The organism is Kitasatospora sp. NBC_01302 (genome assembly GCF_035976515.1).
Classification (GTDB): domain Bacteria; phylum Actinomycetota; class Actinomycetes; order Streptomycetales; family Streptomycetaceae; genus Kitasatospora.
This window is the reverse complement of the sequence record NZ_CP108404.1, coordinates 4,830,038-4,845,003: the sequence shown is the minus strand read 5'-3', so window position 1 is coordinate 4,845,003 and position 14,966 is coordinate 4,830,038. Positions and strand designations below refer to the sequence as shown.

15 protein-coding genes and 1 tRNA gene are annotated in these 14,966 nt (G+C 72.7%); 11 read left to right on the top strand and 5 right to left on the bottom strand.

Going from position 1 to position 14,966, the window contains the following annotated elements; all coding sequences use genetic code 11:
• Positions 1-17: 17 nt before the first annotated feature.
• Together OG294_RS20910 and OG294_RS20905 are read right to left on the bottom strand one after the other, a co-directional pair.
• Positions 18-668 (bottom strand): hypothetical protein, encoded by a 651-nt coding sequence (locus OG294_RS20910; protein WP_327068030.1) that lies wholly within the window; start codon positions 666-668, stop codon positions 18-20.
• 335 nt (positions 669-1,003) lie between these two features.
• Positions 1,004-2,842: a phosphatidylglycerol lysyltransferase domain-containing protein gene (locus OG294_RS20905; protein WP_442789189.1), complete on the bottom strand. Its 1,839-nt coding sequence runs from the start codon at positions 2,840-2,842 to the stop codon at positions 1,004-1,006.
• A gap of 185 nt (positions 2,843-3,027) precedes the next feature.
• Here OG294_RS20905 and OG294_RS20900 point away from each other — a divergent pair, with 185 nt between their 5' ends.
• From OG294_RS20900 to OG294_RS20885, 4 genes are all read left to right on the top strand, one after another.
• Positions 3,028-3,690, top strand: a complete 663-nt coding sequence (locus OG294_RS20900) for a response regulator transcription factor (RefSeq protein ID WP_327068028.1) — start codon at positions 3,028-3,030, stop codon at positions 3,688-3,690.
• Positions 3,687-4,883 (top strand): sensor histidine kinase, encoded by a 1,197-nt coding sequence (locus OG294_RS20895; protein WP_327068027.1) that lies wholly within the window; start codon positions 3,687-3,689, stop codon positions 4,881-4,883. The genes OG294_RS20900 and OG294_RS20895 overlap by 4 nt, the downstream gene beginning before the upstream one ends.
• A gap of 189 nt (positions 4,884-5,072) precedes the next feature.
• On the top strand, positions 5,073-5,318 hold the full coding sequence (locus tag OG294_RS20890) for a chaplin (protein WP_327068026.1): 246 nt from the start codon (positions 5,073-5,075) through the stop codon (positions 5,316-5,318).
• 222 nt (positions 5,319-5,540) lie between these two features.
• On the top strand, positions 5,541-6,278 hold the full coding sequence (locus OG294_RS20885) for a hypothetical protein (RefSeq protein ID WP_327068025.1): 738 nt from the start codon (positions 5,541-5,543) through the stop codon (positions 6,276-6,278).
• On the opposite strand, the gene OG294_RS20880 is transcribed toward OG294_RS20885, so the two are convergent.
• The gene (locus OG294_RS20880) at positions 6,250-6,984 is read right to left on the bottom strand and encodes an alpha/beta hydrolase (protein ID WP_327068024.1); all 735 of its coding nucleotides are present in this window, start codon (positions 6,982-6,984) and stop codon (positions 6,250-6,252) included. The two genes, OG294_RS20885 and OG294_RS20880, sit on opposite strands and share 29 nt — an antisense overlap.
• Before the next feature lie 243 nt (positions 6,985-7,227).
• Here OG294_RS20880 and OG294_RS20875 point away from each other — a divergent pair, with 243 nt between their 5' ends.
• The gene (locus tag OG294_RS20875; RefSeq protein WP_327068023.1) at positions 7,228-7,602 is read left to right on the top strand and encodes a hypothetical protein; all 375 of its coding nucleotides are present in this window, start codon (positions 7,228-7,230) and stop codon (positions 7,600-7,602) included.
• A 34-nt stretch (positions 7,603-7,636) separates the two neighbouring features.
• Here the strand turns inward: OG294_RS20875 and OG294_RS20870 are convergent, their stop codons facing one another.
• Entirely contained in the window at positions 7,637-8,296 is a 660-nt protein-coding gene (locus OG294_RS20870) for an MOSC domain-containing protein (protein WP_327068022.1), read from the bottom strand.
• Here OG294_RS20870 and OG294_RS20865 point away from each other — a divergent pair.
• Both OG294_RS20865 and OG294_RS20860 read left to right on the top strand, forming a co-directional pair.
• A complete protein-coding gene (locus OG294_RS20865) occupies positions 8,295-8,969 on the top strand; it encodes a potassium channel family protein (protein ID WP_327068021.1) in 675 nt (224 codons plus the stop codon). The two genes, OG294_RS20870 and OG294_RS20865, sit on opposite strands and share 2 nt — an antisense overlap.
• A 31-nt stretch (positions 8,970-9,000) precedes the next feature.
• Positions 9,001-9,195 (top strand): hypothetical protein, encoded by a 195-nt coding sequence (locus OG294_RS20860; protein WP_327068020.1) that lies wholly within the window; start codon positions 9,001-9,003, stop codon positions 9,193-9,195.
• A 112-nt stretch (positions 9,196-9,307) separates the two neighbouring features.
• On the opposite strand, the gene OG294_RS20855 is transcribed toward OG294_RS20860, so the two are convergent.
• Positions 9,308-9,391: transfer RNA gene (locus OG294_RS20855), tRNA-Leu, on the bottom strand.
• A 429-nt stretch (positions 9,392-9,820) separates the two neighbouring features.
• Between OG294_RS20855 and OG294_RS20850 the strand changes: the two genes are divergently transcribed.
• The 4 genes from OG294_RS20850 (at position 9,821) to OG294_RS20835 (ending at position 14,808) form a co-directional block, all read left to right on the top strand.
• Positions 9,821-10,678: a DUF3662 and FHA domain-containing protein gene (locus OG294_RS20850; RefSeq protein ID WP_327068019.1), complete on the top strand. Its 858-nt coding sequence runs from the start codon at positions 9,821-9,823 to the stop codon at positions 10,676-10,678.
• Positions 10,679-10,689: 11 nt separating this feature from the next.
• Positions 10,690-11,304, top strand: coding sequence for an FHA domain-containing protein FhaB/FipA (locus tag OG294_RS20845; protein WP_327068018.1), 615 nt, complete (start codon positions 10,690-10,692; stop codon positions 11,302-11,304).
• Positions 11,305-11,402: 98 nt separating this feature from the next.
• Complete coding sequence (locus OG294_RS20840) at positions 11,403-13,136, top strand: protein phosphatase 2C domain-containing protein (RefSeq protein ID WP_327068017.1); 1,734 nt, start codon at positions 11,403-11,405, stop codon at positions 13,134-13,136.
• Between the two features lie 211 nt (positions 13,137-13,347).
• Positions 13,348-14,808 carry a peptidoglycan D,D-transpeptidase FtsI family protein gene (locus OG294_RS20835; RefSeq protein ID WP_327068016.1) on the top strand — a complete coding sequence of 487 codons (1,461 nt, stop codon included), beginning with the start codon at positions 13,348-13,350 and terminating at the stop codon, positions 14,806-14,808.
• The last annotated feature ends 158 nt before the right edge of the window (positions 14,809-14,966 follow it).

The following is a 14,966-nucleotide window of genomic DNA, read 5'->3' as shown; positions in this document are numbered from 1 at the left end:
ATCAGGCGGTCAGCCGGTCAGGCGGTGCGCCGGCGCTCGGCGCTGACCAGGGTGGCCGCCCCGACCCCGTTGAGCACCCGCGGCCAGTAGCTGCCGAAGACCTCGCCGGTGGCCGCGATCAGCACCGCGGTGATGATCGCCACCACGTGCTCCAGACCGGCCAGGTTGGGCAGCACCACGGCCTCGCCGACCATGGTCGCCGCCACCAGGGCCCCGGTGAACCAGGCACGGGTCTTCCAGGCGACGCAGATCGCCAGCGCCACCACGGCCGCCGACGGCCCGGTGTCCCGCATGTACGCCACCTTGCCGGCGAAGCCGAACAGGTGGTCCGGGCCGATCTGCACCCCGATCCGCGCGTAGAGCGTGCCGGCCAGGGTGCAGGCGTAGGCGATGAACAGGGTGGCCTTGCGGCCGAGCACGATCTCGGCGATCCCGAAGACCAGCAGGACCTGCGCGAGCGCCCCCCAGACCGGCAGGTCCAGCGCGGGCACGTAGAGCGAGAGCGGGGTGCGCAGCAGCGAGACGTCGAGCGGCAGCCCGGCCTTGACCACCCCGATCCGGGTGACGAACGCCTCGCCACCGGGCAGGTGCTGGACAATGCTGAACAGGAGGATCAGGAACGTCGCACCGACCGCCAGCGGAATGGACGCGAATCGCTTGCGCGCCACATGATCCCGGATGGTGCCGAACAATGTTCCCCACTCGGCGACGACGGCCCGGCGCAACTGCTCCGACCACCCTCGTCGCTCGTCCCCCGTGTGGGTCCTCTGGTCCACGACTGCCTCTCTCGTCCGTTTCTCTCTCGTAGATATATCCGGCCTGGAAGAGGTTCACCCGCCCGGGTACAGCTCCAGCCTATGCAGATTCAACATCGTCCGACTCGGCCCCCATACCCATATTCCACTCATCCTCAAGTGGGATATCGCACGTGTCGATCTCAGGGTGTGGTCGTCCGGTTATCAGGGGTCGGCACTGCGGGTCCCCTCCGCCCCCCGGCGGAGGGCTACCCCTTCCCGTCGCCTTCCGCCGTGGGCAGCGCCGCGGTCGCGCCCGGCAGGGCGGAGCGGGTGTGCCGACGACGGAAGAGCGAGGGGAGGCTCGGTGCGGTGATGAAGCCCTCGGCCCGGGCGCTGGCGATGCCGATCCGGGGAATCTCGCTGCTCTTCTCGAAGAGCAGGTAACGCGGTTCCCAGATCGGCCGGTACTTGGCGTTGGCCCGGTACAGCGACTCGATCTGCCACCACCGGGAGAAGAAGCCCAGCACCGCGCGCCACAGGCGCAGCACCGGCCCCGCGCCCAGCCGCGAGCCGCGCTCGAAGACCGAGCGGAACATCGCGAAGTTCAGCGAGACCCGCTTCAGGTTCTGCTCCGCCGCCCCCTTCTCCAGAAGTTCGATCACCATGAACTCGATCAGGCCGTTCTCGGTGTCCCGGTCGCGGCGCATCAGGTCCAGCGACAGGCCGCCCGGCCCCCACGGCACGAAGCTGAGCACCGCCCGCAGCTCGCCCTCCACGTCGTGGCACTCCAGCATCACGCAGCGCCCGTCGGCCGGGTCGCCGAGCCGGCCCAGCGCCATCGAGAAGCCGCGCTCGGTCTGCCCGTCGCGCCACAGGTCGGCCTTGTTCAGCAGGTCGACCATCTCCGCCTCGGGGATCTCCTCGTGCCGGCGGATGCGCACCGTGTAGCCGGCCCGCTTGACCCGGTTGTAGGCCTGCCGGACGCCCCTCATCGCCCGGCCGTCCAGCGAGAACTCGTCCAGCTCGACGATCGCCTCGTCCCCCAGCTCCAGGGCGTCCAGCCCGTGCCGGGCGTAGATCACCCCGGCCTCCTCGGAGGCGCCCATCACGGCCGGCGCCCAGGCGTGCTCGCGGGCCTCGGCCAGCCAGGCGTCGATGGCGCCCGGCCAGGCCTCCGGGTCGCCGATCGGGTCGCCGGAGGCCAACGAGACCCCGCCGACCACCCGGTAGGTGACCGCCGCCTTGCCGGTCGGCGAGAACATCACCGCCTTGTCCCGGCGCAGCGCGAAGTAGCCCAGCGAGTCCCGCTCGCCCTGCTTGTCCAGCAGCGCGCGCAGCTTCGCCTCGTCCTCGGGGGTGAGCAGCTCCGTGCCGCGCGGGCTGCGGAAGGCGACGTAGAGCACCAGCAGGAAGAGCACCGCGCCCATCGCGTTGATGAAGGCGTTCAGCCAGTTGGGGACGTCGATCACGTCCAGCAGCTTGTCGGTGGGGGTGACGGTGACCATCCGGCCCACCGCGTAGCGGAACTCGTCCCAGAAGCTCGCGCCCGACAGGCGGTTGTTCATGTTGACCAGCAGTGCGCCGACCACGCCGCCCAGGGCCAGCCCGCCGATGAAGGTGGCCACCGCCGTCAGCGGGTTGGAGCGGTCGCCCTTGGAGGTGAACTCCTTGCGCCCGACCACCAGGAAGAGCATGAAGAGTCCGGTCAGCACGGTGGAGAAGTAGTTGAATCCGTGCTTGTTGAAGTGGTCGCTGCCGGGGAAGACCAGCGCCAGCAGGTACGCCAGGAAGGTCAGCCCGCCCAGGCCGAAGTTGAAGATCCAGGCGGCCCGCTTGCGCCGGCGCATCGCCACCGCGAGGAAGATCGAGAGCACCGCGCTGGCCAGGCCCTCGGTCATCAGGTAGGGCGTGAAGTACTGACCCTCACTGTGGTGGCGCACCGAGTTGCGGAACGGGGTGACCACCACCGCGAGCACGTTGACCAGCGCGATCAGCCGCAGGTACCAGACCGTGCCGGTGGCGGCGATGGGCCGCAGCCGGGACAGCGGACCGGTGCGGGGCGCGGCCGGGGCAGCCGGCGAAGGCTGCTTGGTGGTGGTCGACACAGCTCAATTCCAAACGATCGGATCCGGCGGCGCATCCGCACTGCTGGTGGAGTGTCATCCATCGTGGCGCAGCCCGGCGGAGATCCGCGTGAACCGGGCAGCCGATTCCCACCCCGCCGATCGGCGGGGGTGAGAACCGTTCGACGTCCTAGGCTCGTCTCCGAGCAAGAAGCTAAGGAGGGATCGTGACGGCGATCCGCGTGCTGATCGTGGACGACGAGCTGCTGGTCCGCTCGGGCCTGGGGCTGATCGTCGGATCGGCCCCAGACCTGGAGCTGGTCGGCGGCTGTTCGGGCGGCGAGGCCGAGGAGCAGGTGCGGCGGCTGAGGCCGCATGTGGTGCTGCTCGACGTCCGGATGCCCGACCTGGACGGCATCTCGGTGCTGCGCCGGCTACGGGCCCTGCCCGAGCCACCGGCCGTCTCGATGCTCACCACCTTCGACACCGACGAGTACATCGGCACCGCGCTGCGGGCCGGGGCGGCCGGCTTCCTGCTCAAGGACACCGCGCCCGACCAGCTGGTGCACGCGGTGCGGATCCTGGCGGCCGGCGGCAGCATGCTCTCGCCCGCGGTGACCCGCACCGTGATCGGCGGCTTCGTGGAGGGCGGCGGCCCGGACGCGGCGGCACTGACCCTGGTCCGCTCGCTGACCGGGCGCGAGCTGGACGTGCTGGCGCTGCTCGGCGAGGGCCTGGCCAACGCGGAGATCGCCGACCGGCTCTTCCTCGGCACCGGGACGGTCAAGGACCACATCAGCGCGATCCTGAGCAAGCTGGGCGCCGCGAACCGGGTGCAGGCCGCCGTGATCGCCCACCGCGCCGGACTCGTACGGCCGACCGGGCAGTGATCCAGGACCTCTGGCGCAGACTCTCGCCGACCGCCCGGCACCGCCTGGCGCTGCTCGTCCCGGTCGCCTACGCCCTGCTGGAGAGCTGGCTGCTGGACCGCGACACGGTCTGGTGGAAGAACGCGCTCAACTGCGTGGCCGCGCTCGGCCTGCTGCTGCGGCTGCGCTACCCCGTGGTCTCGATGCTGCTCGCGGTGCCCGGCACCTTCTTCACCGAGAGCTGGCTGGCCCCGATCACCGCGCTGTACTCGGTGACGGCCGCCCGCCGCCGTCCGCTGGTGCCGGTGCTCTGCGCGAGCGCCTTCGCGCTGGCCGACTACTTCACCTGGTCGGTCTCCGGGCAGAACTCCGGGATCGATCCGATCGCGCTCACCCAGACCAACGGGCTGGCCATGATGCAGTCGCTGCTGCTGGGCACCGCCCCGGTGGCGCTGGGCATGCTGGCCCGCACCCGGCGGGAGCTGACGCTGCGGCTGAGCGAGCTCACCCGCGGCCAGCGGCGCGAGGCCCGGCTGCTGGCCGAGCGGGTGCTGGCCACCGAGCGGGCCCGGCTGGCCCGCGAGATGCACGACGTGGTCTCGCACCAGGTGAGCCTGATCAGCGTGCAGGCCGGCGGACTGCAGGTGTCCACCACCGATCCGAACGCCGAGCGCACCGCGCAGACCATCCGGGAACTGTCGGTACGCACCCTGCAGGAGCTGCGGCAGATGGTCGGGGTGCTGCGCACGGCCGGCGGCGCGGGCCTGCCGGAGGGCGCCGAGCCCAGCGGCCCGCCGCTCGCCCCGCAGCCCCGGCTGGCCGACCTGCCGCGGCTGATCGAGGACAGCGGCCTGCCCGGCGGCGAGGTCGAGCTGGCCCCGGGCGAGCGGGAGTGGCCCGAGGCCGTGCAGCGCGCCGCCTACCGGACGGTGCAGGAGGCGCTGACCAACATCCGCAAGCACGCGCCGGGGGCCGCGGTACGGATCGCGGTCACCGAGGAGGGCGCCCAGCTGCTGGTGGAGGTGCGCAACGGACCCGCCGGCGGCCCCCCGGACGGCGGCCCGGCACTGCCCGGCGGCGGGCACGGCCTGGTCGGGCTGCGCGAGCGGGCCCAGCTGCTCGGCGGTCGGCTGACCGCGGGGCCGACCACCGACCACGGCTTCCTGGTCCGCGCCGAGCTGCCCGGCGGGCGGGACTGGAGCGGGCGCGGGTAGGGCCGGACGAGTGCGGTAATCAGGCCGGTTTCTGCGCCGTGCGGGTGACTACGGGTGACTTTCCGACAGCGTCACCGTTCCGCGGGGAATCGAAGCCGAAGAGTAGCCCGAGGGACACTCTCGGTCAGTGCTGATCGGAAGTGCTCTCGTCTGCCCCTCTTCTATCCGGCAAGGAATGGAGACACCCCCATGAAGGACTTCCGCAGGGCGATCGCCCTCGCCTGCGCCACCGGTGCGCTGGTGCTGGGCGGCGCCGGTGCCGCGTCGGCCGACAACTCCGCCACTGCCGTCGGCACGGCGATCGGCTCGCCCGGCATCCTGTCCGGCAACGTGATCCAGATTCCGGTCAACATCCCGATCAACCTCTGCGGCAACTCGATCGACGTGATCGGCCTGCTCAACCCGGCCTTCGGGAACACCTGCACGAACGGCTGACGCCGCGTACCTCGGCCGGCTCCGCCCTCCGGGCGGGGCCGGCCCTCTGCTGTCCGGGCGCCTGGCCCTACCGCTGCGGCGAGGCGCGCCGGGCGGCACCGGCCGGCCGCAGCTGCCGCAGCGTCCAGCCGCGACCCGCCGGATCCAGGCCCCGGGTGGCGACCGTGAAGAGCTCGGCGGCCCTGCGGTAGGAGAGCCGTCCGCGCCCGGTCCACCGCCGCCGTGGCGGGCCCCGCCCTCGCCGGGCTGCTCACCGCCGCCGCCGGCCCCGGCAGCGTGCTGGCGCTGGACGCGGCCGGCTTCGCCGCGAGCCTCTGGTCGCTCGCCCGGCTGACGGTGCGCCTGCCGGTCGGCGAGCCGGGGCCGTCCTACCTGGCCGACCTGCGCGCGGGCTGGACCGAGTTCCGCTCGCGCAGCCGGCTCTGGGTCACCTGCGTGCACATCTGCCTGTTCAACTTCCTGCTCTGGGCGCCGTTCCTGGTGCTCGGCCCGGCCACCGCCGGGCAGCGGATGGGCGGCGCGGGGTCCTGGGGCCTGATCATGGCGGCCGAGGGCGCAGGCTCGGTGGCCGCCTCGCTGGCCCTGCTGGGCCGCCGGCCCGCCCACCCGGTCCGGGTGGCCACCCTCGCCTCGGCCGGCTGGGCGCTGCCCGCGGGCGCCCTGGCGCTCGGTGCCCCGCTGCCCTGGGTCTGCGCGGGCGCGCTGGTGGCGGGGGTCAGCAGCGCGGTCACCGGCACCCTGTTCGCCACCGCCCAGCAGCGGCTGATCCCGGCCGAGGCGCAGGCCAGGGTCGCCGCCTACGGCACCCTGGGCGCCTTCGCACTGGGCCCGATCGGCCTGGCCGCGGCCGGCCCCGCCGCCGGGTTCTTCGGCGCCACCACGGTGCTCGGCTTCGGCTCCCTGGGGCTGCTGCTCGCAACCGCTCTGGTGCTCACCGTGCCTTCGGTGCGCCGGAACTGACCGGCCGCCGACCGTGCGGCAGCGGGATCCGCAGCCCGTCCCGGTCCGCGCCGACCAGGTCGAGAGCCGCCGCCACCTCGGGCGGCGCCGGGCGGACCCCGAGCAGGGCCGCGGTCAGCCGGGCGGCCGCCAGGTGCCAGTCACGCGAGCGGCGCAGCATCGCGTGATCGCCCCCGGCCACCTCGATCCCGGCCACCCGCGCACCGGCCTGGCGGGCCCGGGCCGCGAAGTCCACGGTGGCGGCGGGATCCGTCACCCGGTCGCGGTCCCCGTGCAGGGTCACCAGCGTGCGGCCGGCCAACTGCTCGCAGGGGTCCTCGGGCGGGCACCAGGGCGCGAGCGCCAGCACACCGGTCACCGCACGGTGCCCGGCGGACCGCAGCGCCGCCCGGCCGCCCATCGAGTGGCCGAGGAGCACCACCGGCACCGGTCCCAGCTCGGCCACCAGCCCGTCCAGCACCGCCACCACGTCCTCGGCCGGATCGGCGCGCTCACCGTTCCAGCCCCGGTAGCGGTAGCGCACCAGCCCCACCGCCGGCCGCTGCCCGTCCGTGGCCCGCAGCAGCGGCGCCACGAAGCCGCGCATCCGCACCGCCGCGGGCTGCCAGGGGCTGGCCGGCACCGTGCTGGCCACCTGTCCCCCGTGCAGCACCAGCACCACCGCCCGGGCCCCGCCCGGCTGTACCCGCCACCGCACCCCGCGCATGCGCACTCCCTTCGACCGGCCTGCTCAGGATCCAGTGTCGCGGGTACGCCGCAGGGCCGGGGCGGCGCCGCCAGCCGATCGCGATCAACCCTTGTCAATAAGTGCCCACGCCAGCAGGCCAGTTCCCGAGGATTTCAGCAAATACCGGTCAATACCGGCCGGCTGCCGGACCGCAACCGCCCGGATCCCTAACCTCCGGAGTACCCGAACGATCTCCTGCTCCAACGATCCCTGGGAGTCCCGATGGCCGGTGTCGACAGTGCGCTCAAGGAGGCCATGACCATCGAAGGCGCCCTCGGGGCGGCCCTGGTGGACATCGGCAGCGGAATGACGCTCGGCTCGCTGGGCCACGCCAACGACCTCGACCTGACCCTCGCGGCGGCCGGCAGCACCGACGTCGTGCGCGCCACCCTGCGCGCGGCCGAGTTGCAGGGGCGGGCCAACGAGACCATGGAGGACATCCTCACCACCCTGACCCGCCAGTACCACCTGGTGCGCCCGCTCACCGGCTCGGGCGGCCAGGGCCTCTTCCTCTACCTGGTGCTGGACCGGGCCCGGGCCAACCTGGCCATGGCCCGGCACCGGGTCCACCGGATCGAGAGCGAGCTGACCATCTGACCCGTCCGCACCCCCGGCGGCGCGCTCAAGCGCCTCAAGCGCCTCGGGCCGCCGTCCGCTGCCGCACCCGCTCCCGGGTGGCCTCGGGCAGCTCGGGCACGTCGAGCAGCAGCGGCAGCAGCTCCGGCTCCAGGGTCAGCGCCCGGAACACGGTGGCCACGGTCACCCCGTGCGCGGGCCGGTGCAGCACCCGCACCGGGTCGCCGGCCCGCACGGCCCCCGGCGTGAGCACCCGCAGGTAGGCGCCCGGCAGCGCCCGCTGGGTGAAGCGCTTCACCCAGCCCCGTTCACCCAGCCACCCCGCGAAGGTGCGACACGGGATCCGCGGCACGGTCACCTGCAGCACCAGGCTCGAACCGAGCTGCCAGCGCTCGCCGATCAGCGCGCCGTTCACCTCGAGGCCCTCGGTGGTCAGGTTCTCCCCGAACACTCCCGGCCCGATCTCGCGCCCCAGCTCCGGGGCCCAGCCGAGCAGGTCCTCCCAGGCATAGGCGTAGACCGCCTGGTCCGGGCCGCCGTGGTGGCGCAGGTCGCAGATCGCGTCACCGGCCAGCGCGCTGCCCGAAACCGGTGCGACCACCTCGATCGGGCCGCTGACCGGCCGCTTGTCGATCCCGGTGCTCCCCACGTCGGAGAACCCGGTCAAGGTGGCCGACCCGATGTTCACGGACCGGACGAACGCGCTCGACTCCATGGAACCAACCTACCGGCGGGCCGCCCACCGCCTCCCCCGGGCGGCCCAGCAGGCCGGGCCCCGCCCCGCCCGGCCCGCCAGGCTGGGCCTCATGGACTCGCCGCCCCGTGCCGCGCGCTGGCCCCGGCTGCTGCTGGCGGCCGGGGCGCCACTGCTGCTGGTCGTCTTCTTCACCATCCCGCTCGGCTCCTTCGGCCCCGAGCACCCCGCGCTCAGCTGGACGGTCCTCGCCCTGCTGCTGACCGCCCTGGCCGGGCTGCTGCTGCGCGAGATCCAGTTGCTCATGGTGGGTTCCCGGCGCGGCCGGCCCGGCCTCGGCATCCCGCTGCTGAGCCTGGTGGCCCTGCTGGTCTTCGCCGCCGCCTACCTGTCGCTGGCCCGCGACCCCGGCGAGTTCAAGGGCCTGTCCACCCGGATCGACGCCCTCTACTTCACCGTGGTCACGATGTCGACCGTCGGCTACGGCGACATCGCCCCGCTCGGCCAGTCGGCCCGGGTGGTGGTGATGCTGCAGATCCTCTACACCCTGGTCTTCCTGACCGCCGGCGCCACCGCGGTCGGCCAGTACCTGCGCGGCCGGCTCGGCGACCGGGCCCGGCAGCGGCACCCCGGAGCCCCGGCCGACGAGCACCGGCCCAAGAAGCACCGGCCCAAGGAGCACGGACCCGGTTGAGCTTTCCTCCGGGCGAGGCGATCCTGAGAGGGTGACCGGCCTATTCGACGAGGAACTGCGCGAGCAGCTGGCACTGGCCCGCGAGGCACTGGCCCGGGCCCGCGCCGACGGCGACCTCGACGGCGTCCAGGCCTATCAGGGCAGGATCGCCGGCCTGCTCAGGATGGCCGCCAAGCACGGCATCACCCTCCCGCACGCGCAGGCCGAGGAACTCGGCGAGGACTGAGCCGGGCGGGGCCGCACCGTGCGAGGGCCGGCGGGACGACGGACCGGCGGACATACGAGAAAGGGCCCCACCTCGATGACTTCCGTCATCTCGGTGAGACCCTGTCTCACTGTGCGCGAGGGGGGAGTTGAACCCCCACGCCCTTTCGGGCACTGGAACCTGAATCCAGCGCGTCTGCCTATTCCGCCACCCGCGCATGGGTGTTGTCGTAGATGCTAACCGATCGTCCGGGTGAGGTCGAACCGGTTTGGACCCGCTTCGCTTCTCACTCGGCCGGTTTCGGCTCCCTCTCGGGCGCCCCTTCCGACGTGGAAAACATTAGCACGGTCCAGCGGGAACCTACGAATCCATCCCCGGCCCCGACCTGCACACCTGCACCGGACCCGCCACTCGAACGGCCTGGCGAACGGGTGAGCCAGGGATGAGGGGCCCCGCCCGGGGGTACCTGTCGTTGCACCAGGACCACCCGAGCAGACAGGGTGTGCGCAAGCGCACGCCCCGCTGTCGTGCGGCCGGGGAACCGTACAGATGGCCGCGGCGTGGATACGATCAGTACGGAAGTACCGCAATCGGGCCCCCACGGCCCGAGCCCGGAAGCCGAGAGCCCTGTGGAAGGGGGTGCCCAGTGGGAGTCCTGAAGAAGTTCGAGCAGCGACTCGAGGGTCTCGTGAACGGCACCTTCGCCAAGGTGTTCAAGTCCGAGGTCCAGCCCGTGGAGATCGCGGGAGCGCTGCAGCGCGAGTGCGACAACAACGCCACCATCTGGAACCGCGACCGCACCGTGGTGCCCAATGACTTCATCGTCGAACTCAGCCCGCACGACTACGAGCGGCTGAGCCCCTATGCCGGCCAGCTCGGCCAGGAGCTCTCCGGCATGGTGCTGGAGTACGCCGAGGCGCAGCGCTACAGCTTCCTCGGTCCGCTCCAGGTGAACCTGGAGCGTGCCGACGACCTGGACACCGGCCTGTACCGGGTGCGCAGCCGCACGCTGGCCGGCGAGACCCCCGAGCCGCCCGCCCCCGCGCCGTCGGCGTACGGCCGCGGCCCGGCGGAGGAGCCCGGCGCACCGTGGCAGCAGAGCAGCGCGCCGACGTACGCCGGTGCGCCGCCCGCCCCGAGCGCTCCGCCCGCCCTGCCGTCCGCGCCGCCCAGCGCGGCCCAGAGCAATGTGCGGCCCTTCCCCGGGGCCGGCACCGGCGCGGGCGCCCGGCGCTGGATCGAGGTCAACGGCACCCGCCATCAGATCACCGGCAACGCCTGTGTGCTGGGCCGCTCCACCGAGGCCGACGTGCGGATCGACGACCCGGGCGTCTCGCGCAAGCACGCCGAGATCCGGCCCGGAAACCCGGCCATGGTGCTCGACCTCGGCTCCACCAACGGCATCGTGGTGGACGGACAGCACACTCAGCGCGCTACGCTCCGCGACGGCTCGCGGATTGTCGTGGGCTCCACGACGATCATCTACCGACAGGTCGAAGGGTAGGGCGAGCTCCGGTGTCCGAACTGACTCTGACAGTCCTACGGCTGGGTTTTCTGGCCGTGCTGTGGCTGTTCGTCATCGTCGCGGTGCAGGTGATCCGCGGCGACCTGTTCGGCGCCAAGGCCACCACCAGGATCGGCCGGCGGGCGGCCAGGACGGCGTCCGCCTCCAGCGGGTCCACCGCCGGGGCCGCTGCGGCCGGTGCGGCCGCCGCTGCCGGCACCCCGGTGCGCCAGCAGCAGCCCGGCCCGGCGGGCGGACGCGACGCCACCCAGGGCGGCCAGCCGTCGAACGGCCGCGGCCGCCAGCAGGCGGCCCAGGGCGGCCGGCGCGGAGCACCGACCCAGCTGGTGGTGGTGGAGGGCGCGCTGGCCGGCACCACGGTCGCGCTGCAGGGCCAGGTCATCACGCTCGGGCGGGCCCACGACTCCACCATCGTGCTCGATGACGACTACGCCTCCTCGCGCCATGCCAGGATCTACCCCGATCAGACTGGGCAGTGGACCGTGGAGGATCTAGGCTCCACCAACGGCACCTATCTTGACCGGCAGCGGTTGACAACGCCGACGCCACTGCAGGTGGGAATGCCGATCCGTATCGGCAGGACCGTCATCGAACTGCGGAAGTAGTAGCGCATGAGGGACAGCACCCCGTCCATGACCAGCCGGGACGGCAGCACCACGGCTGCCTGCGCCCTGCGCGAGGCCCAGAGGGGGGCACGCACCGTATGAGCCTCGTGCTGCGTTTCGCCGCGGGTTCCCACAAAGGCCTGATCCGCGAGGGGAACGAGGACTCCGGCTACGCCGGACCCCGGTTGCTCGCGGTGGCAGACGGGATGGGTGGCGCGGCGGCCGGTGAGGTCGCCTCCTCCGAGGCGCTCAGCGCGATCATCGCGCTGGACGAGTCGGACCCGAACGCCGATCTGCTGACCCTGCTGAACGATGCCGTCCAGGGCGCCAACGACCGGCTGCGCCTGATGGTGGAGCAGGACCCGCAGCTGGAGGGCATGGGCTGCACGCTCACCGCGCTGCTGTGGACCGGCGAGCGGATGGGCCTGGTGCACGTCGGCGACTCGCGCGCCTACCTGCTGCGGGACGGCACGCTGTCCCAGATCACCCAGGACCACACCTGGGTGCAGCGCCTGGTCGACGAGGGCCGGATCACCGCGGAGGAGGCCGAGACCCACCCGCAGCGCTCCCTGCTGATGCGCGCGCTGGACGGGCGCGGCCAGGTCGAGCCCGACCTGTCGATCCGTGAGGTCCGGGCCGGGGACCGCTACCTGATCTGCTCCGACGGCCTGTCGGGTCCGGTCAGCCACCAGACCCTCGAGGAGACGCTGGGCAGCTTCTACGCGCCCGAGCCGACCATCCAGGAGCTGATCCAGCTCGCGCTGCGCGGCGGCGGCCCGGACAACATCACCTGCATCGTGGCCGACGTGCTCGACGTGGGCCCCAGCGACACCCTCAGCGGCCAGTTCGTCGCCGCCCCCGTGGTGGTCGGTGCGGTGGCCGAGGGGCCGCACGGCACCGCGCTGGACAACGCGATCATCGACACCCCCGCCGGACGCGCGGCCGGTCTCGGCCGCCCGCAGCAGCCCCCGCAGGGCGCCTTCGGACCGGCCGACGGCTACGGCGGCGCCCCCGGCTTCGGGCCGGCCCAGGGCTACGGCGAGGGCTACGGCGACGCGACGGGCTACGGCGAGGTCCCGGCCGAGGGCTACCAGGAGGGCTACGGCGAGGGCTACGGCCAGGCCGGCTACCCGCAGGCGCCCGAGGGCTACAGCCCCGCCGGCCACCCGGGCGAGGGCTTCGGCGCGCCGGAGGGCGAGTACGACGCCGAGGGCTACCGCGCCCAGGAGTACCAGACCCCGCCCGCCGAGCAGCCGCGCAAGCGGCGCTGGTTCCGCCGCTCGGCGATCACCGTGGTGGCGATCGGCCTGGTCGGCGGCGCCGCGTACGCGGGGTACCAGTGGACCCAGGGCCAGTACTACGTGGGCGACCACGACGGCCACGTCGCCGTCTACCAGGGCGTCAACCAGAACCTGGCCGGGCTGAACCTCTCCTCGGTGCACCAGGACTTCCCGGACGCCTCGCTCGCGGACCTGCCGGCCTACCAGCAGTCCCAGGTCAAGAACACCGTCTCGGCGAGCAGCCTGGACGCCGCCACCCAGCAGGCGAAGGACTTCGAGGCCCAGGCCTCGGTCTGCCACAAGCTCAAGCAGCCCGCCACGGCACCGGCCACCACACCGGCCACCACCGCGACCAGCGCCTCGTACCACGCCTCGCCCAAGGTGGGCGCCTCGCCCGCGACGCCCTCGCCCACGGCCACGCCGAGCCAGCAGACCCAGCCCGCCCCGAGCACCCCGGCGCAGACTTCGCCCTCGCCGGCCGCGCCGAGCACCCCGGCCGGGCCCCCGCCGCTCACCGCGGACGAGCAGAAGCTGGCCGGGAACTGCTCCTGACGAGGCCCGCAGGTGCGCGACCCGGGGCCCGGCCCGGCCGGTCGCGCACCTGACGGTCCGTCCGATCGCCTCGTCCACCGGCCGTCGGGCGCCCCCACGGAACCGACCCGCGCGGTCGGGGCGTAAGGGTTAGTGCGGTTGAATGACTCCCGCCGCACCTACGGGCGCCGAGCACGCCGCGCGTACGCCAACGAGGAGGGGACCGCGTCTCTTGAACAAGCCCATCCGACGGGTCTCCGTCTTCTGCATGGTCCTGGTCTTCGCGCTGCTGCTGCGCGCCAACTGGATCCAGGCGGTGGTCGCCGACTCCTACGCCGACAACTCGCACAACGAGCGGGTCAAGTACAACGAGTACTCCTACCCGCGCGGCAACCTGCTGACCGCCGACGGCCAGCCGATGACGCAGTCGCTCGCCACCACCGGCTCCATGTACAAGTACAAGATGGGCTGGACCAACGGCCCGTTGTACGCCCCGATCACCGGCTACAACTCGCAGCGCTTTGGCAGCAACGGACTCGAGTCGCTGGAGGACCCCGTCCTCGGCGGCACCGACGACCGGCTCTTCGTCAACGACACGCTGGACGAGCTGACCGGCGGCAAGAAGAAGGGCGGGGACGTGGTCACCACGATCAACCCCAAGGCCCAGCTGGCCGCCTTCCAGGGCCTCGGGAACAAGAAGGGCGCCGCGGTGGCCATCGACCCGCGCACCGGCGCGATCCTGGCCCTGGTCTCCACCCCGTCCTACGACCCGGCCACCATCGCCGGCAGCAGCACCGCGGACGGCAGCGCCTACACCGCCCTCCTCAAGGACCCCGACAACCCGATGCTGGACCGGGCGCTCAAGGAGACCTACCCGCCGGGGTCGACCTTCAAGATCGTCACTGCCGCCACCGCGTTCGAGACCGGCAAGTACCAGAACCCGACCGACCAGACCGACACCCCGGACCACTACATCCTGCCGGGCACCACCCGGGAGCTGCACAACGACAGCGACAGCGAGCCGTGCGGGCAGGCCACCCTGATCGACGCCTTCGCGATCTCCTGCAACACCGTCTACGGCAAGCTCGGCGCCGACCTCGGCGAGGAGAAGCTGCTCGCCCAGGCCAACAAGTTCGGGTTCAACGCCACGGTGGACACCCCGATCCGGTCCGCGGCGAGCACCTTCCCCAGTGACTCCACCCCCGACGGCACCGCGATGGACGCGATCGGCCAGCACAACACCGCCGCCACCCCGCTGCAGATGGCCATGGTCGCCGCCGCGGTGGCCGACAACGGCAAGCTGATGCAGCCCTACCTGGTGGACCAGGAGAAGTCGGGCGGCGGCAGCGTGCTCTCCAAGCACTCCCCCAAGGAGATGGACCAGGCGGTCAGCCCGGCCACCGCCCAGAAGCTCCAGCAGATGATGGTCGCCGTGGTGCAGAACGGCACCGGCAAGCTTGCCCAGATCCCCGGCGTCGAGGTCGGCGGCAAGACCGGCACCGCGCAGCACGGCGCCGACGCCAAGGGCCTGCCGTTCGCCTGGTTCGTCTCGTACGCCAAGGTCGGCAACGACATCCCGGTCGCCGTGGCCGTGGTGGTCGAGGACGGCGCCGCGACGAGCGACGAGATCAGCGGCGGCAGCATCGCCGCGCCGATCGCGAAGTCCGTGATGCAGGCGGTGATCGGACACTAGTCCCGGGGCCGTGGATCGCCCTGCCCTGTCGGGCAGGTGCTCGGCTACGGTCTGGTCTCAGCTGGCGGGCGTGTCGAGTTGTCGCTACGGCGACCGGTAGCGTATCCGCAAGCGGCGGGTGTGCCCGCAGCTCGGTCACGGGCCCGCCAGGATCCGCG